20 protein-coding genes are annotated in these 18,728 nt (G+C 30.4%); 8 read left to right on the top strand and 12 right to left on the bottom strand.

Translation table 11 applies throughout. The features are described from left to right. Positions 1–9: 9 nt before the first annotated feature. The 7 genes from J9309_RS12885 to pepT all read right to left on the bottom strand — a co-directional run bounded on the left by J9309_RS12885 (position 10) and on the right by pepT (position 5,732). A complete protein-coding gene (locus J9309_RS12885; RefSeq protein ID WP_230476292.1) occupies positions 10–1,266 on the bottom strand; it encodes a hypothetical protein in 1,257 nt (418 codons plus the stop codon). Further along, positions 1,266–1,712 (bottom strand): hypothetical protein, encoded by a 447-nt coding sequence (locus tag J9309_RS12880; RefSeq protein WP_230476291.1) that lies wholly within the window; start codon positions 1,710–1,712, stop codon positions 1,266–1,268. Before J9309_RS12880 ends, J9309_RS12885 begins: the two co-directional genes overlap by 1 nt. 722 nt (positions 1,713–2,434) lie before the next feature. Then, positions 2,435–2,929, bottom strand: a complete 495-nt coding sequence (locus tag J9309_RS12875) for a hypothetical protein (protein WP_230476290.1) — start codon at positions 2,927–2,929, stop codon at positions 2,435–2,437. Positions 2,930–2,947: 18 nt separating this feature from the next. Then, on the bottom strand, positions 2,948–3,328 hold the full coding sequence (locus J9309_RS12870) for a hypothetical protein (protein ID WP_230476289.1): 381 nt from the start codon (positions 3,326–3,328) through the stop codon (positions 2,948–2,950). Positions 3,329–3,344: 16 nt separating this feature from the next. Continuing rightward, entirely contained in the window at positions 3,345–3,572 is a 228-nt protein-coding gene (locus J9309_RS12865) for a hypothetical protein (RefSeq protein ID WP_230476288.1), read from the bottom strand. Between the two features lie 155 nt (positions 3,573–3,727). Continuing rightward, positions 3,728–4,399 carry a head GIN domain-containing protein gene (locus J9309_RS12860; RefSeq protein WP_230476287.1) on the bottom strand — a complete coding sequence of 224 codons (672 nt, stop codon included), beginning with the start codon at positions 4,397–4,399 and terminating at the stop codon, positions 3,728–3,730. A 91-nt stretch (positions 4,400–4,490) separates the two neighbouring features. Continuing rightward, positions 4,491–5,732 (bottom strand): peptidase T, encoded by a 1,242-nt coding sequence (pepT, locus tag J9309_RS12855; protein ID WP_230476286.1) that lies wholly within the window; start codon positions 5,730–5,732, stop codon positions 4,491–4,493. Positions 5,733–5,796: 64 nt separating this feature from the next. On the opposite strand from pepT, the gene J9309_RS12850 reads away from it, so the two are divergent. Both J9309_RS12850 and J9309_RS12845 read left to right on the top strand, forming a co-directional pair. Further along, on the top strand, positions 5,797–6,663 hold the full coding sequence (locus tag J9309_RS12850; protein WP_230476285.1) for a beta/alpha barrel domain-containing protein: 867 nt from the start codon (positions 5,797–5,799) through the stop codon (positions 6,661–6,663). Between the two features lie 119 nt (positions 6,664–6,782). Then, entirely contained in the window at positions 6,783–8,144 is a 1,362-nt protein-coding gene (locus J9309_RS12845; protein ID WP_230476284.1) for a peptidylprolyl isomerase, read from the top strand. 83 nt (positions 8,145–8,227) lie between these two features. On the opposite strand, the gene J9309_RS12840 is transcribed toward J9309_RS12845, so the two are convergent. The 5 genes from J9309_RS12840 to porX form a co-directional block, all read right to left on the bottom strand. Next, positions 8,228–8,764 carry a lipocalin family protein gene (locus tag J9309_RS12840; RefSeq protein WP_230476283.1) on the bottom strand — a complete coding sequence of 179 codons (537 nt, stop codon included), beginning with the start codon at positions 8,762–8,764 and terminating at the stop codon, positions 8,228–8,230. Positions 8,765–9,052: 288 nt separating this feature from the next. Then, positions 9,053–9,427, bottom strand: coding sequence for a hypothetical protein (locus tag J9309_RS12835; RefSeq protein WP_230476282.1), 375 nt, complete (start codon positions 9,425–9,427; stop codon positions 9,053–9,055). Then, complete coding sequence (locus J9309_RS12830) at positions 9,424–10,629, bottom strand: alanine dehydrogenase (protein ID WP_230476281.1); 1,206 nt, start codon at positions 10,627–10,629, stop codon at positions 9,424–9,426. Before J9309_RS12830 ends, J9309_RS12835 begins: the two co-directional genes overlap by 4 nt. A 13-nt stretch (positions 10,630–10,642) precedes the next feature. Further along, complete coding sequence (gene tsaE, locus J9309_RS12825) at positions 10,643–11,047, bottom strand: tRNA (adenosine(37)-N6)-threonylcarbamoyltransferase complex ATPase subunit type 1 TsaE (protein WP_230476280.1); 405 nt, start codon at positions 11,045–11,047, stop codon at positions 10,643–10,645. A 1-nt stretch (position 11,048) separates the two neighbouring features. After that, on the bottom strand, positions 11,049–12,602 hold the full coding sequence (porX, locus tag J9309_RS12820; RefSeq protein WP_230476279.1) for a T9SS response regulator signal transducer PorX: 1,554 nt from the start codon (positions 12,600–12,602) through the stop codon (positions 11,049–11,051). Positions 12,603–12,773: 171 nt separating this feature from the next. On the opposite strand from porX, the gene J9309_RS12815 reads away from it, so the two are divergent. The 6 genes from J9309_RS12815 to J9309_RS12790 all read left to right on the top strand — a co-directional run bounded on the left by J9309_RS12815 (position 12,774) and on the right by J9309_RS12790 (position 18,703). Beyond that, positions 12,774–13,985 (top strand): HD domain-containing protein, encoded by a 1,212-nt coding sequence (locus tag J9309_RS12815; RefSeq protein WP_230476278.1) that lies wholly within the window; start codon positions 12,774–12,776, stop codon positions 13,983–13,985. Between the two features lie 72 nt (positions 13,986–14,057). Beyond that, positions 14,058–15,083: a UDP-3-O-(3-hydroxymyristoyl)glucosamine N-acyltransferase gene (lpxD, locus tag J9309_RS12810; RefSeq protein WP_230476277.1), complete on the top strand. Its 1,026-nt coding sequence runs from the start codon at positions 14,058–14,060 to the stop codon at positions 15,081–15,083. 6 nt (positions 15,084–15,089) lie between these two features. Further along, positions 15,090–16,478, top strand: a complete 1,389-nt coding sequence (locus tag J9309_RS12805; protein WP_230476276.1) for a bifunctional UDP-3-O-[3-hydroxymyristoyl] N-acetylglucosamine deacetylase/3-hydroxyacyl-ACP dehydratase — start codon at positions 15,090–15,092, stop codon at positions 16,476–16,478. 16 nt (positions 16,479–16,494) lie between these two features. Then, entirely contained in the window at positions 16,495–17,280 is a 786-nt protein-coding gene (gene lpxA / locus J9309_RS12800; RefSeq protein ID WP_230477878.1) for an acyl-ACP--UDP-N-acetylglucosamine O-acyltransferase, read from the top strand. 24 nt (positions 17,281–17,304) lie between these two features. After that, the gene (gene efp, locus J9309_RS12795; RefSeq protein ID WP_230476275.1) at positions 17,305–17,871 is read left to right on the top strand and encodes an elongation factor P; all 567 of its coding nucleotides are present in this window, start codon (positions 17,305–17,307) and stop codon (positions 17,869–17,871) included. Between the two features lie 280 nt (positions 17,872–18,151). Beyond that, positions 18,152–18,703, top strand: coding sequence for a hypothetical protein (locus J9309_RS12790; protein ID WP_230476274.1), 552 nt, complete (start codon positions 18,152–18,154; stop codon positions 18,701–18,703). Positions 18,704–18,728: the final 25 nt, after the last annotated feature.

Below are 18,728 nucleotides of genomic sequence, written 5' to 3'. Positions count from 1 at the left end.
TTTTTGGTTTTATCTAATTCTTTCTATTAATAAAAAACTTTTTCCAACTTTTTTTCCATCAATTATTTTGTCTGGAATTATTGTAAATGGTCTATTTCTTGGAGTAGGGTTAAATAATAAATCTAATGTTCTTTTTTCAGGATCATCATCTTCTAATACTATAAATTCAGTATATAATATACTTGTTAATGCATCACTGCCATAAGTAGATTCTGAATAGTTTGCTAATGATAGCTCATTGTTTCCTATCGCTAATTTTAAAATAGCAGTACCTGGAGTATATGCTACGTTAGTCTCAGATTCTATAGGTGATGGTGTAAATGCTGTTGTGTAATGTCCTACTAAACGAACTTGAATTTTAAATGTTCCCTTTGGTAATATTATACGTTCAGTTATTCTAGCGTTTGTTCCTGTACCTGCTGTTAAAGTAACTTCTTCTTTTAGTTGATCTTCTGATACTCCTTTTATTGTATTTATAAAATTTGTATTACAAATATTAATATTATTTTGTATACATGCTGGTGATATACTTGTATTTCCAAAATCTAAGCGTAAACTCCCTTGTGTTGGATTGTCAACAGTTCCAACTGTAAAACCTTTAATGGGTACACGCATAATTTGCCCATTTAAATTTTCAACATCATTTTTATAGATATTTCCGTCTACATCAATTACTAGTGTACTAGTAATTTCTGTTTCTTGTACTTCTTTTAGGTTAGTAAATTTGATATAGTCTGTATTATTATCAAAAGTAGCTGCATTTATATCTATACGTTTTTCTGGGTTATTGATATTAATTCCTAAAAAACCATTGTCTGTTATACTTACGTTTGAATTTTCATTTTTATCATTTCCAAATGAATCTGTGGCTAAATCTAATCGATTAGCATTTGGATTATTAACCCATGCATCATCAGTAAAATCACTTACAAATTTTTCCCAAATCAATCTCTCACTAAAATAATAAAATCCTTTTTCTATTACATTAATAACTTGTTGTAAACTTGGGCCAGAGATCGGACCAGAAATATCATTAATATACACTTTTATACCAATGTTTTGATTTGTATAAACTGTATTTTCTTTTGCTGCTAATTCTTTTTTTGATAAAGCAGGGATTAAAAATCCATCAGTAGATAGATTGTTACTATTCGCTCTAATATCCAAAGTTGATTTTGGATTTTCTGTGTTAATACCTATCTGTGCATTTACTTTGACACCAATAAGTATAATAATAATTAGTAAATAATTATAAATATTTTTCATTATTTAATTCTTTGAAAAAGGATTACACTTCTAAATGAATATTGATTACTTAAAGTTACATAATGTCTAACTCTAAAATTGTGTGGGCTATAATTCGAAACTTCAAATTTTATTTTCGAAGGTTCCGTAAGTTCTAAGAAATCACTCTTTATAAAACCAGTATAATTTTGATTTACACTATTTCCACCTGCACTATATCCAATTCTTGAGTTAGAACCATAATAATGTATAGAATATTTATTATCGTTAACATAAGTAGTTAGTGAAATTCCATTTTTAGGATCTTCTTTGCTAAAATAACCGATTAATCTAACTTCGTATTTATATAATCCAGCAGGTAATGTAAATTCAGTATTATTATTTCTTATAAATCCAGGTATTAAACTAATAAAATTTGAAGTTAAGTTTGGAGCTAAACCAGGATTTGTAGAAAAATCAAGTATCAATTTCTCATTTGATGGAATTTCAATCCTCGCATTTACTGGTAGCCTTAATATCTTTCCTTCAATGTTTTCTTCATCACGTCGACTTACTAATCCATTTTCGTCTATTTGTAATGTACTTGTAACGGTATTTGAAAGAGGGAAAGCTAAATTCTCTAATTTTATAAAATCAGGTTGATTATCAGAATTTAAGGCATTAATTTCTAATCGTTTTGTAGGGTTTGTGGTATTAATACCAAAATTACCATCATCAGTAATAACGATCTCACTACCTAATGAACGACTTTCATTTTTAGAAGTTGTCCCTAATTCTACACGAGTTTGTGATGGATTATTTACCCAAGCATCATCTGAAGAATCTATACCTAAACCAAAAATTGGTTCCCATAGATTTTGTGCATTTAAAAAATAATATCCAGTAGAATTGATGTTTACTACCTTAGAAGTACTTGGCCCAGTAATATTATCTGAAACTTCAGTTATATAAACTAAAACACCTTCTTGTTCTGAAGATTGATAGGTATTTGTAGCTTTTAATGCTAATTCAGCTTTTGTTAATTTTGGAATTAAAATTCCATCAGCTTCAGAAATTACATTTGTGTTGTCTTGTAATCTACTTTCTTTTACATGCTATGTTGATAAAGGAAAATCTGTGTTAATACCAACCTGTCCATAAGAAAAAATACTACTAAAGCATATTGTAATAAGTGTGTATAAATTTTTCATTATTTTAATCGCTGTATTAAGATTAAACTTCCATAAATTCTGTTGTTAGTATCATTTATATAATCTACTACGGTAAAAGAATTTACATTATTTTTAATAACAAAATCAATTTCGGCTTGTTCTTTTAATTCTATTAAATCCATAACAGTAAATCCGTTAAAATTGGATCCATTATTATTAAGATCTGTATTAGAACCATAGTCTTGAGATGAATTTTCTAATCCATTAACCAATGTTTTGACCTCTACTGAATTTCTTACATCTGCACTATTAAAATAACCTACAATTTTAACTTCTAATCTATAAATTCCAGCAGGTAACACAATACCAGTATTTGTTGATTGTGGAATGAATGGTGGAGTAATAGTATTAATTGAATTTGAAGCGGAATTAGGATCTGTATCAATTAATATTGATTTTGTTTCACCGGCACTAATTGTTTCTATTTTTTTGATAGGGAAACGTTGTATTTTTCCTGCGTTATTATCATCCAATTTAATTCCAACAAATCCTTAACTATCTATCACTAGAGAGCGATTTGTGAAATTTTCTGTTTTTAAATTAGATACTCGTAAGGCATCGGATTCATTTTCTCCATTAGCTAAATTTACTTCTAACCGTTTAGTAGGATTTGTAATGTTAATACCAACATTTCCATTATCAGTAATCACAACTTCAGATCCATTAGGACGTGTAATGCCTTTAGAAGTTGTTGCTAATTCAACACGTTTCATTGTAGGATTATTAATCCAAGCGTCATTAGATTTATCTAATCCTTTTTTAGCAATTGGTATCCATTTATTATCACTTGATAAATAATAAAATCCAATTGAATTAATTTGATCAACCATTTCTGTACTAGGTCCAGTAATAGTTCCACTGATATTATTCACATATACAATTAAACCTTCATTTTGAAGTTGTATTGAATGCAGTAGTTTGTTTTAGGGCTAATTCACTTTTGCTTATTTTTGGAATCAATATTCCATCATTCGAATTAACATCATTTTTGTTGTTAGTGGCGTCTCGATTCTCTTTAACATGTAAGGTGCCCAAAGGTAAATCGGTTCCAATCCCTACTTGCGCATACGAAGTTATGCTAGCAAATAGTGTAATATAAAATAAGTGTTTAATCATATAATGTATTGTTTTTAATTAGGTAACGACGTAAATCAAAAACTAAGCCATAATACAACAAGCTAAAAAGGATTAATGTTTTATTAATTTTAGGCATAAAAAAAGTTCAAACAATTTAACATTGTTTGAACTTTAAAAAAATATTTTAAAATGTGTTAGTCTTTGAAATTTATAGTACCTCCCACAATATTTTTCTTGTTTTTAACTTTTGGATTTCCGTATATATCGATTGAACCACCAGCTCTTGTTTTTGCATCTACTGATTCAGAAACATTAGCTTCAATTATTCCACCAGCATTAGTAGTTAATGAAGCATTTTCAGCATCTAAAGTTTTACCATAAAATTTACCTCCTGAATTTGCATTAATAGTTAATGCATCAACATTTCCTTTCAAAATTAATTCTGAACCAGAATTTATTTTAGCATCAATTTTCTTAGCATCAACATCTAATTTTATAGACGAACCTTCGTTCGATGATAATTTTAAAATACTAGACTTTAATTTATCCTCCGAAAAGATTGATGAGCCTTGGCTTGCTTGTATATCGTAAAGATTTTTGAAGTAAACTTTAACTTTTACCTTAGATCCTTGTAAAATATTAACAGGATTCATTCTAATCTTTAAATCACCGTTTTTATTTACAACTTCAACTTCATTTTCAAGTTCTCCAGAAACTTCAACTTTATTCGTATTTGATTTAACTAACTCAACAGGAATACGATCGTAAATTTTTAATGAGTTATAATCTCCTACGTTTTTTTCGATTTGACCAAATGCAATATTAGCTGAAAGTAAAGTTAAGGCAGTAATGAATATGTTTTTCATAAAAATAGTTTTCAAATTTTGGATTGATTGATTACAAATTTCAATCCAAAATAAGAAAACTATCTATTTTTTTATAATTATTTGTGAATGCTTATTTACTAGACTCAGCAGTTAATTCAGCAATTCTTACAATAACTTCAGTAGCTTTTAACATTGATTCTACTGGAACGTACTCGTAAGGTCCGTGGAAATTGTGTCCACCAGCAAAGATGTTAGGACAAGGCAATCCCATGAAAGACAAACGTGCACCATCAGTTCCACCACGAATAGGTTTGATATTTGGAGTGATTCCACAATCTTTTAAAGCTTGTTCTGCGATTTCAACAGATTGGAATTTTTCCTGAACTTTTTCAATCATATTGAAATATTGATCTTCAACCGTTGCTACAACAACTTCATGGTTAAAACGCTCTTGGATATCTTCAGCAATTTGTAAGAATAATGCTTTACGCGCTTCATATTGCTCCATATCGTGATCACGGATAATGTAAACTAATTTAGCTTCAGTAACAGAACCTGACATTTTAGCTAAGTGGAAGAAACCTTCACGCTTATCCGTTAATTCTGGAACTTCGTCGTTTGGTAATTGAGATGCAAACTCCATTGCTAAATTTGCAGCATTAATCATTTTATTTTTAGCGTAACCTGGGTGTACAGATTTACCTTTAAATGTAACGATAGCAGATGCAGCATTAAAGTTTTCATACTCTAATTCTCCAATTTCAGAACCATCCATTGTGTAACCCCATTCAGCACCAAATTTCTCAACATTAAAGAAATCTGCACCACGACCAACTTCTTCGTCAGGAGTAAATCCTACAGCGATGCGACCATGTTTAATTTCTGGATGAGCAACTAAATATTCAGCAGCAGTTACGATTTCAGCAATCCCTGCTTTATCATCAGCACCTAATAAAGTAGTCCCATCAGTTGTAATGATAGTTTGACCTTTGTATTGTAATATTTCAGGAAATTCAGAAGGTGATAAAACCATGTTTTCATTTAACTTGATATCTCCACCATCGTAATTTTTCCATATCTGAGGTTTTACATTTTCAGCAGTAAAATCAGGAGAAGTATCCATATGAGATACAAAACCAATAGTAGGTACTTCGTGGTCTACTGTAGAAGGTACATATCCGAAAACATATCCGTTTTCGTCAATTGAAACGTCTTCTAATCCAATTAATTTTAATTCTTCAACTAAGTATTTAGCTAAATCCCATTGGCGATCTGTACTTGGGAATTTTTCTACAAAAGCTTCACTTTCTGTATAAATACTAACATATTTTAAAAAGCGATTCACAAGCTTTTCTCTCCATTCTGTTTGCATTGCGTTTTAATTTTTGTCAAAATTAGTAAATTATATACCTTTAATGCGCAAATAAACCATAAAAATGAGCGAACGAACTTTTAAAATAATAGAATGCCCTCGTGATGCGATGCAAGGGCGAAAAGAATTTATCCCAACGACTCAAAAAATCGATTATATTAATCGTTTATTGACAGTTGGATTTGAAGCTTTAGATTGTGGGAGTTTCGTCTCACCGAAAAGTATTCCGCAATTAGCCGATACACAAGAAGTGTTAGATAATATCGAATTAGGTGATACAAAATCTAAATTATCTGTAATTGTTGCAAATTCGAGTGGAGCTAAAAAAGGAGCTGAGCATGAAAAAGTTGATATTTTAGGTTTTCCTTTTTCAATTTCAGAAAAATTTCAGAATTATAACACAAATAAAAGTAGAGAAGAAGCATACACATTAGCAAAAGAAATAAAAGCGATTGCTGAGGCGAATAATAAAGAATTACTAATCTATTTTTCAATGGCTTTTGGAAATCCGTACGGTGAAGAATTTTCTACAGATTTAGTAAAAGATTGGACTAAAAGATTTGCTGATATTGGAATTAAAATGATCAATCTTTCTGATACAATTGGTGTTGCTGAAAAAGAAGTGATTAAAGATTTATATGAAACTTTAATTCCGCAATACAATGAAATTGAATTTGGTGCGCATTTTCATACCGAATATGATACTTGGAATGTGAAAGTGGATACTGCCTACGAATACGGTTGTAGAAGATTTGATGGAGCTATAAAAGGTTTGGGTGGTTGTCCGATGTCTAAAAGTGATATGGTAGGAAATATGCCAACTGAAAAATTGATCAGTTTTGCAAATCAACACAAAGAAAAACATGGATTAAATCTTTTCGATTTTGAAGCGTCTTGGAACGTTTCTTTGAAAACTTTTGGTCTAATTTAGATCCATATTTCAAAATAAAACTTTATTCTTTTGTTAAAGGATGTATAAATAGCTAAGACTTTAACAAAAAAAGTTAAATTTGCTATGCGTTAACCAACGTATACATAGTTATAAAATTAATGAAATCAAAGTATATGAACTTTAAAGCATGTATGATGTTGTTTCTAACAACATGTATTACTGTTAATACTTTCGCACAATCAGCGAAATCTACGAAATTGGATGGAATTGCCGCTGTAATTGGTGATCAAATTGTATTAGAATCAGATGTAGAAAGAGATTACATTTTATCAAAGCAACAAGGTTTACAAGTTGCTGATAAATGTGAATTTTTGAATGACATCTTAATGGAGAAAATGTTAATTGATCGTGCGAAACAGGATACTTTAATTGCTGTAAGTCAAGACGAGGTAACTCGTTCTTTAAACGCTCAGATTGAAGATTTCAAGCAAAGAGGTGGAGGCGAAGAAAATGTATTAAAATTCTTTGGTTTTCGCACGATGGCTGAAATGAAAAACGAAATGAAATATATTGTAGAAGATAATATATTTTCGCGACGTAAAAGAGAAATGTTAGTTACAGGCTTAGATGCAACTCCTGAAGAAGTTCGTGTATTTTTCGAGAAAAATAAAAATGAATTACCTGATGTAAAAGAAGAAATTACTTTAAGTCATATCATTTTATATCCTGAAGTTTCCGAAGAAAATGAACAAAAAATTATTGATGAATTAAAAGGAATCAAACAAGAAATTGAAGAAGGAGCATCTTTTGCAACCAAAGCAATTTTATATTCAGAAGATCCAGGTTCTGCAAATAACGGTGGTCAATATTTAAAAGTAACTCGTGGAAAAATGGTTAAAGAGTTTGATGCTGTTGCATTTAACTTAGAAGAAGGTGAAATTTCTGATCCATTTAAAACAGAATTTGGTTACCATATTATTAAATTAGACAAACGTCGTGGACAAGAATTGGATTTACGTCATATTTTAATTACGTTGAAACCAACGGAAGATGAAATGGCTAAAACAACTGAAAAGTTAGATTCAATTCGTGTTTTAATCAACGAAGGTAAAATGACTTTTAAAGATGCAGCAATTCGTTTTTCTGAAGATAAATTTACTAAATACAACGAAGGAAATTTAATGAGCCCTCAAACAGGTGAAGATCGTTTCGAGAAAATTAATTTACCTCTAAATGAGTTTTCAGCTATTACAGGTGTTGCGGAAGGAGAATTAACAAATGTTTTTGTTGATGATTACCAAAATAAAAAAGTTGTTCGTTTAATGCGTGTAAATCGTATTTATCCAGAGCATAAAGTAAATTACGAAGACGATTATTACAGAATTAAGCAATTTGCAATTCGTTACAAAGAGCAAGATGTATTAGTTAATTGGGTGAAGAAACAAGTTCCAGATTCTTTCATTAAGATTGGAGAAGATTACAAAAGTTGTAAGTTTCCAATTAACTGGGAAAATAAATAATATTTTAGATATTAAAAAAAGCCACTCAATTAGAGTGGCTTTTTTTTTGAGAAATAATCACATCTTATGAATGATTATTTAAATTATATTTTATCATGGCTTGGCCAAACCAATTGATCAATTTCGTATCCTAATGATTCAGCTTTATTTAAAAAACGAGTTTTTATATCATCTGGAATCTGCTTCTCTCTTGACAATATCCAAAGATAATCTGTATTTTTTCCTGCTATCATAGCATATTTATAATCATCATCCAAATCAATGATATTATATGGAGAACTTAATGGACCAAAGAAAGAAACCTTTAATTTTCCATAACCTTGCTTTACTTGTGTAGCAACGCCTTTAGATTTTTTCCACTCTTTCTTCTTTTCATCGTATCCACGATTAATAACTTGAATAGTTCCGTCTTCGTTTAATAAATATCTTGCTGTAGTATTTGATTTATCTTTTTCCCAATAAAAATCCATACGAGCTATTTCGTACCATAGACCTAAGTATTTTTCAATATCAAAATTAGGTACAACTTCAAAAGCTAAATTTTTATTTGTGCGACTTTTTACAAAATAAGCTGCAGCGCCTAATGCTATACCTGCAAGTGCCATATTTTTATATTTCATATCGTAATAGATTTACAGATTATATTATCAATTATCTTTCCAAAACTACAAGTATTTTAATTCTTAGCTACTATAATAAAAGGACAAATTAAATTGATTTTGAGATTTTATATTTAAATATAATCTAATATTTTAAAAGTGAGAAAGTAAATATTAAACGATTATTCCTAAATTCAAAGGAGTATTTATTAAATTAATTTAGAATTTACGATTATGTATGTACTACAAATAGATCAGAATTAATACAATATTAAAAAAGCGTTACTTCTTATGAAGTAACGCTTACTATTATTTTTTTGTAATCGATATTAATTTTGATGTTTCTCTACAAACCTCGAATATCATTTGATAATCTTTAGCATCATCTTTGTAATCTGCTATATAAGTACGGCATGGAACACCATCTTTATTTGATTTGTCGAAATCAATTTTACTCTTCTTAAATAATTTCTTTTGTAAAAAATTTGAATCTAATTTTTCATTCTCAAAAAAAGTAGCCGCTTCATTAGAAAGTTTTAAATTCTTAGCTGTAGCTTCTTCTAATACACGTGCATTAGGGAAATAATTACATGAAAATGCTCTAGGACCAAATGCCATTGCGACAAAAACTAATCCAATAGAAACACCCATCAAATACTTAATTAATCGTTGTGTAAACGTCATACTATCAATAAATTTATATCATGAAAGGGTAGATCGAACCAATCACTTAAACTCTTTTTTACAACCCTTCCGTGGTACAAATATACACCATTTCTTACAGTTTTGTCTGTTTTTACTACAGTAGAAAATCCACCTTCATTTGCAATCATCAATAAATAGGATAAGAAAAAGTTACTTAATGCCTTTGATGAGGTTCTTGAAACACGTGAGGTTATATTCGAAACCGCATAATGTATTACATCATGTTTTGTAAAAGTAGGATGATCGTGGGTTGTTATTTCAGATGTTTCGAAACATCCACCTTGATCAATACTTATATCAATAATTACTGCTCCTGGTTTCATTTTTTCTACCATAGATTCTGTAACAACACAAGGTGTTCTTGAATCTCCACGCAAGCAGCCAATGGCTAAATCGCATCGCATCAATGCTTTACTTAGTTCTTTTGGGTCTATTGTAGAAGTAGGAACGCGTTGTCCTATGTTTTGTTGTAATCTTCTTAATCTGGATAATGAATTATCAAATACACGAACTGAAGCGCCTAAACCGATAGCTGTTCTTGTTGCGTTTTCAGAAACTGTTCCTGCACCAAGTATAACAACTTCTGTTGGTCGTACACCTGTAACACCTCCCATCAATATACCATTTCCACCGTTGACTGAAGACATCAATTCAGATCCAACTAAAATAGCTGTTGTTCCTGCAATTTCACTTAAAAGTCTAAGTACAGGTAATTGATTTTGTTCATCTTTGATAAACTCAAAACCAACAGATGTAATTCTTTTTTTAGATAATTCAGTAAAATATTCTCTCGTCAAAGAATTTGATGGAACACTTGAAACTAGGAATGTGTTAGGTTTAATCCATTCAATTTCTTCTGGAGATAAAGGACCAACTTTTAAAATAACAGGTTTTTCAAAAATAGCTTTAGCACTGTAAAGGATTTCAGCACCAGCTTCAGAATATTCTCGATCACTATAATTTGCACCTTCACCAGCACCAGTTTCTATCGAAATTTTATGACCATTATTAACTAAAACTTCAACAGCATCAGGCGTTAAACAAATGCGTTTTTCTTGGTTATTTGTTTCTTTTGGAATTCCGATACTAAAACTTTCTCTACGGCGTGGAATTTCTAAACATTCAGGTTGAGGAATTAATTCTTCATGTGAAAATGGCGTAAAAATTGGTTGATCTTCCATGTAAAATTTACTATTAGATTAATGTTAAATAACGAATTCCATCACGGTTTTCTATTGTGATGACGTGATGCTCTTCTGGAATTAAATTTTCTACACGAGAAGGCCATTCCATCAAACAATAAGCGTTTGAATAAAAATAATCTTCAATCCCAAAATCTAAAGCTTCTTCTTCATCATTTAATCTATAAAAATCAAAATGATATACTTTTCCATTATTCGTATCATATTCATTTACGATCGAGAAAGTTGGGCTAGAAATTTCGTCATTTGTTCCCAAAAGATGTACAAATTCCTTGATAAAAGTTGTTTTTCCAGCGCCCATTTCACCTTCAAAACAAATTAATTTGTACTGCAATTGATTTATAATTTGTTGTGCAACCGCAGAGATTTCCTCTAAACCATTAATTGTATATTCCATTTTATTTTTTTGGCGTTAAAACAACAAGAGGAATTATAATTTCTTCTAAAGAAATTCCACCGTGTTGGTACGTGTCCTTGTAATAATTTACAAAATGATTGTAATTTTTAGGGTACGTTAAAAATAAGTTTTCTTTTGCAAAGATATATTTAGAAGTAACATTAACCTTAGGTAACATAAATTTTTCTGGTTGATCGATGGCAAAAACATCTTTAGGATCATATTGTAATTGTTTACCTAGTTTGTAGCGTAGGTTTGTACTAGATTCTTTATCACCAATAACTTTTGTTGGTTCTTTTACGAAAATAGTTCCGTGATCTGTCGTTACAACAATTTTAATTCCTTCTTGTGCAGATTTCTTCACGATATCCATTAAATATGAATTTTCGAACCAATGTTTTGTGATTGATCGATAAGTTTTGTCGTCACGAATTATTTCACCTACAATTCGGTTGTCTGTTTTAGCGTGCGAAAGAATATCAATAAAATTATAGACGATTACATTTAAATCATTGTTTTTATAATTGTTAAACTCATCTGCAATTTTCTTTTCAAAATCTGAATTTAAAATTTTAAAATAATTCATTGAGATATTTCCTAAACCAAGTTTTTTTAATTGATCAGCCAGGAATTCTTTTTCGTGCATATTCTTATTACCTTCTTCAGTGTCATTTAACCAAATTTCTGGATATTTCTTTTCGATGTCTAAAGGCATCAATCCAGAAAAAAGTGCGTTACGCGCGTATTGTGTAGCCGAAGGTAAGATACTGTAATAAAGATTTTCTTTTTCTTGATTGTAATATTTATTAAAAATAGGTTCAATCGTTTTCCATTGGTCGTAACGTAAATTATCAATTACGATCAATAAAACTTTTTCATCTCTAGAAATATGAGGTTTTACTAATTTCTTAAAAACATTGTATGAAAGTACAGGCGCATCATCTTCGTCGAATAACCAATCTTGGTAATTACGCTCGATAAATTTAAAAAAAGCTGCGTTTGCATCCTTTTTTTGATTTTCAATAATATCAACTAAGCCTGTATCTTCGATGTTTTCTAATTCTAATTCCCAATAAACAAGTTTTTTATAAATTTCTTGCCAATCTTCGTAATCGCGAGCATTCATCATATCCATGGCAATGTTTCTAAATTCTTGTTGGTAATTGATAACTGTTTTTTCAGATATAATTTTAGAACTATCTAACAGCTTTTTCAGACTTAATAAAATCTGATTAGGATTAACGGGTTTAATTAAATAATCTGCAATATGCTTACCAATTGCGTCTTCCATTATATGCTCTTCTTCAGATTTAGTCACCATAATAACAGGTAAATTAGGTCTTAATTCTTTAATTTTAGGCAAAGCTTCAAGACCAGTTAATCCGGGCATGTTTTCATCAATTAAAACCGCATCATAATTCTCATTTTCTAAAATTTCTAACGCATCAGTTGCATTGTTGCAAGTGGTTGTTTCGTATCCTTTTTTTTCTAGAAATAATAAATGAGGCTTTAAAAAGTCAATTTCATCATCAACCCATAGTATTTTAATTGGCATATTGTTTTTGATTTACGCATTATATTTTGTCACAATTCTTTCAAATATAAAGATTTTATAAGCATTAATTATCCAAATTCTTTGTTAAGATTTTCCCTACAAAAAATCAAATTTATACTTAGTTATAATATGATTATCTTTGTTGTATAAATTGGTAATTTATTACAATAAATGAAGAATAAATTTAAAATCATAAACGATCCAGTTCACGGGATTATTACGATCCCAAACGCATTAGTTTATGATATTATTCAGCATCGATATTTTCAAAGACTTCGTAGAATTTCTCAAAACGGTTTAACAGAATTAGTTTATCCAGGTGCTCAACATTCACGTTTTAATCATGCGTTAGGTTGTATGCATTTAATGCAAGTTGCAATACAAGTATTAAAGGAAAAAGGTGTTGAAATATCGGAAGATGAGGAAAAGGCTGCATATATTGCAATTTTATTACACGATTTAGGACATGGTCCATTCTCACATTCATTAGAATACTCTATAATTGATGGTTCTCATCATGAAGAAGTTTCTTTACAATTAATGGAGAAATTAAATGTTGAATTTGACGGTCAGTTAAACGAAGCGATTCAAATTTTTAAAGGACAACATCCTAAGAAATTTTTATCTCAATTAGTATCGAGTCAATTAGATGTTGATCGACTGGATTATTTAAAAAGAGATAGTTTTTTTACCGGAGTAGTAGAAGGAAATATCAATCCGGAACGTATTCTTTCAAGTTTAAATGTCTATGAAAACGAGCTTGTTCTTGATGCTAAAGCAATTGCATCAGTAGAAAAATTTTTGATGGCCCGTATATTTATGTATAACAATGTGTACTTGCACAAAACGTCTTTTTCAGCTGAAAATTATTTAATTCAGGTTTTAAGAAGAGCGAAGGAATTAATTGCTTCTGGCGAAAAATTATTTGCAACATCAGCATTTAGTTATTTTTTAGAAGGACATGAAAAGGGAAAATTATCGGATTATGGTTTAGAATTGTTTACCAATTTAGATGATAGCGATGTAATGTCAGCAATTAAAGAATGGCAAAATCACGACGATATTATTTTAAGCAAACTAGCAAAAGCTATAGTTGAAAGGAAATTACCAAAATCAATAATTCTATTACAACCATTCTCTGAACAAGAAATCGAGATGGAACAGGATAGAATTAAAAATGCTTTGAATATTGATGATGCTAGCTATTTTGTGCAACAGTCTGAAATTAAAATAACTCCATATCAGGTAAATAAATATCCAATTAAACTAATGTTTAAAAATGGAAATGTTGAAGAAATTATTCATTCTGAACAAAGTTTATTGAGAGAAGTTTTAAAACAAGACGTTGTTAAATATCATTATCATACGTTAAAAGTAAAATAAGATTTGACAAATTTGTTAAGTTTTGAAAGAAATCGTATAAAAATTTAATTAAAATTCTTAGTTTTGCAGACTATGAAATTTAAAGCTGCAGAAATTGCAAACTTATTAAACGGAGAGGTTAAAGGTAATCCTGATGCGGAGATTTGGACATTGTCTAAGATCGAAGAAGGTGCGGATGGAAGTATTTCATTTTTAGCAAATCCTAAATACGAAGAATATATTTATACAACTGGTTCTACGGTTGTAATTGTAAATAAAAGCTTTGAACCATCTCAACCAATTAATACAAATTTAATTGTTGTTGAAGATGCTTATTCTGCTTTCACAGTGTTATTAAATCATTACAACAAAATAAAAAATAACAAAACTGGTATCGAAGAATTTGCACGTGTATCTGAAACTGCCATATTAGGAGAAGATATTTATGTGGGAAGTTTTTCGTATATTGGTTCTAATGTAAAATTAGGAAACAATGTAAAAATTTATCCTAATTCAACAATTAGTGATAATGTTGTTATTGGTGATAATACGATTATTTATTCCGGAACTCAAGTTTACGAAGGGTGCGAAATAGGTAAAAACTGTATTATTCATGCAAATGTTGTAGTAGGTTCTGATGGTTTTGGTTTTGCACCAAATCCTGATGGTACTTTTGAGAAAATTCCTCAAATCGGTAACGTTGTTATTGAAGATAATGTAGAAATTGGATCAGGTTCAACTATTGATCGTGCAACTATGGGTTCAACTTATATCCGAAAAGGAGCTAAGTTAGATAATCAAATCCAGGTGGCACATAATGTAGAAATTGGTGAAAATACTGTAATAGCGTCACAGTCTGGAATCGCAGGTTCTACAAAAGTAGGTCGTAACTGTATGATTGGTGGGCAAGTTGGTATAGTAGGTCATATTAAGATTGGTGATTTTGTACAAGTACAAGCTCAATCTGGGATCAATGCTGATGTGAAAGATGCACAACAAATGTATGGATCTCCGGCAATCAATGCGATAGATTATAAAAAGTCTTACGTATATTTCCGTAAGTTTCCAGAAATTGTGAAGAGATTAGATCAATTAGAAAAAGAAAACAAACAAAAGTAAAAGTTAATGTCTGATAAGCAAAAAACTTTAGCGAAAGAAGCTGTCCTTTCAGGAGTTGGGTTACATACAGGAAATCATGTAACAATGACTTTTAAGCCTGCAAACGTAGATACAGGATTTGTATTTGTTAGAACAGATTTAGAAGGAACTCCATTAGTAGAAGCCGACGCACAATATGTGGTTAGCACAGCTCGTGGAACAACTTTAGAAAAGAAAGGTGTAAAAGTACATACAACAGAGCACGTTTTAGCAGCTTTAGTTGGTATGGATATAGATAACTGTATTATTGAAATTGACAACGCAGAACCTCCAATTATGGATGGTTCTTCTAAATTTTTCGTTGAAGCAATTGAGCAAGCTGGTATCGTAGAACAAGATAAAGAACGAGAGTATTACAAAATTAAAGAAATCGTAACTTATGTTGATCCTGAAACTGGTTCTGAAATCACAGCTATCCCAGCAGATGAGTATCAAGTAACTACTATGGTAGATTTTGGTACTAAAGTTTTAGGAACTCAGAACGCGACATTAACATCAATAAAAAACTTCAAAAAAGATATTTCTGATTCAAGAACTTTCTGTTTCTTACACGAATTAGAACAACTTTTAGCTGCAGGTTTAGTAAAAGGAGGTGATTTAGACAACGCAATTGTTTACGTTGATAAAGAAATTACTCCAGAAACTAAGGAAAGATTATGTAAAGCATTTAACCGAGAAGATGTTGCAATACGTCCAAACGGCATTTTAGATCATTTAACATTACATCATCCAAACGAAGCAGCTCGACACAAATTATTAGATGTTGTAGGAGATTTAGCGTTAATCGGTACTAAGTTAAAAGCAAAAATTATTGCGACTAAACCAGGTCACCAGATTAATACAAATTTTGCAAAAAAATTAAGCAAGCAAATCAAATTAGCTCAACGTAACAAAATACCTGAGTTTGATTTAACTGCTGAACCGGTATACGATATCAATGATATCATCAAATTATTACCTCATAGACCACCATTTTTATTAATTGACAAAGTAATCTCTAAAACTGATACTGAATTAATTGGTGTGAAGAATGTAACAATGAACGAGCCTTTCTTTGTTGGACATTTTCCCAAAGAGCCAGTTATGCCAGGAGTTTTACAAATTGAAGCGATGGCTCAATTAGGTGGTTTATTAATTTTAGGTGAGTTGGAAAATCCGCAAGAATATTCAACTTACTTCATGAAGATTGAAAATGCTAAGTTTAAAAGAAAAGTTGTTCCTGGGGACACTTTAGTTTTTAAATTAGAATTATTAGAGCCAATTAGACGTGGTATCGTACATATGCAAGGTTACGGATATGTAGGGAATCAAATTGCTGTAGAAGCAGAAATGATGGCCGTTATTACTAAAGAATAATAAACAAATGGAAGTTATGAATTATCCGATGGCTTATGTACATCCAACAGCTGTAATTGGGGAAAATGTAACAATAAGTCCTTTCTCGACTATTATGAACGATGTCGAAATCGGTGACGGAACTTGGATTGGTCCAAACGTAACGATTATGGAGGGATCGAGAATTGGGAAAAATTGCAAAATTTATCCAGGTACTGTAATTTCAGGAGAACCACAAGATTTAAAATACGAAGGTGAAAAAACCTTAACTTTTATTGGAGACAATACAACAATACGTGAGTGTGTTACAGTAAATAAAGGTACGAAAGCTTTAGGCTATACAAAAATTGGAAACAATTGTCTTATAATGGCAACTGCACATATTGCACATGATTGTATCTTAGGTGATAATGTTGTTGTTGTAAATGGATGTGGTTTAGCTGGACATATAGAAATTGGAGATAATGCTTTTATCGGAGGTATGAGCGCAGTTCATCAATTTACTAAAATTGGAGAGCACGCATTTATCGCTGGTGCAACACAAGTTCGTAAAGATGTTCCACCTTACGTAAAGGCAGCTAAAAATCCAGTAGCTTACGCTGGTGTTAACGCAATCGGATTACGTCGTAAAGGTTTTTCTTCTGAAGATATATACGAAATTCAAGGGATGTACCGTATATTATTTCAACAAAAGAATAATGTATCACAAGCAACAGAACAAATCCTAAATAACTTTCAACCTTCAGTTCATCGAGATAAAATTATTGATTTTATCACTTCAAGTGAACGTGGTGTCATGAAAGGATATGGTTCAGGATCATAAACATAAATAAAATATAAAGCATAAATGGCAACAACTTCTGATATCAGAAAAGGTTTATGTATCATTTTTAATAACGATACATACAAAATTATCGAATTCTTACACGTAAAACCAGGTAAAGGTCCTGCTTTCGTAAGAACGAAATTAAAATCATTAACAACAGGTAAAGTTTTAGATAATACATTCTCTGCTGGTCATAAAATTGATGAAGTACGTGTAGAAACTCGTAATTACCAATACTTATACGAAGATGATAATGGTTTCCACTTTATGAACAATGAAGACTTTGCACAAGTATATTTAAACAAAGACTTAATTGAGAATTCTCAATTTATGAAAGCTGGTGATGAGGTTAAGATTATCTTCCGTGCTTCTGATGAAGTTGCTTTAGCAGCTGAGTTACCAAACACAGTTGTTTTAGAAATTACTTACACTGAACCAGGATTAAAAGGTGATACTGCAACAAATGCAACTAAACCTGCAACGACTGAAACGGGTGCTGAAATTCGTGTTCCTTTATTTATCAACGAAGGTGATAAAGTAAAAATCAACACTGAAGACGGTTCTTACGTAGAGCGTGTGAAAGAATAATTGAATAATCAATTTAACATACAAAAGCCATCATTTTTTGATGGCTTTTTTTATTTAGGGCGTTCCCTTCGGTCGGGTTTTTCATTGCAATCTTTTGTTTTTTCTAAAAAATAATGTAATCCAAAAAAACAAAAGGATTTCCATTACAATCCCTAACGCGTTTTTGCATTAGTCTAACTTTTTTAAACTTATTAATCTTAGTTGTCAAAGAATTTTGTAGATAAGTTTTCTTAAAATTATTCACCTAAAAAATTTCACTATTTTAGCTAAAACTATTTGAATGACTGCTCAGAAAACTACTCTCGAAAAATTAGATCAGAAAACTCTTTTAAAATACATCCAGCCAGAAAGTCAATTTACAAATGATGCAAAAATTATTGCTTTTCAAATATTAATAGAAAGAAATTATAAATTCTCAGAATTAGAACAGAATTATCTCACTGAATTAAAAATTAAAAAGACTGATGAAATTGAACAAAATAAATTTATTCATCCAAAATACATAACAGCATCTAATTTTGTTTTTATTTCTGCTGGATTAGGAATTATTAGTTTTTCTTTCTCATTATTTGTAAGAGATATAGGAGAAGTAATAGGTGGAGCTATTTCTTTAGGTTCAGTTTTTTTAATTGGATATCTTATCAGAAAAGGAATTTCTGTTATGAAACATGTATTATTAGTCTTTTTTCTGTTAGGAATTTTACTTTCATTAAAATTCCTTCCTGTACTTATTGTTTTTTATCCTATTGAAGCGATTATATTCTTAATTCAATCAATTTTACAATTCCTAGCAATTATTTTTTTGTATCGTATACCAAAGGTTGGTAAATAAAATATTAATAAAGTTATTAAATCTA

The sequence above is a fragment of the Faecalibacter bovis genome (assembly GCF_017948305.1).
Classification (GTDB): Bacteria; Bacteroidota; Bacteroidia; order Flavobacteriales; family Weeksellaceae; genus Empedobacter; species Empedobacter bovis.
This window is presented reverse-complemented; position numbering and strand designations above follow the sequence as displayed.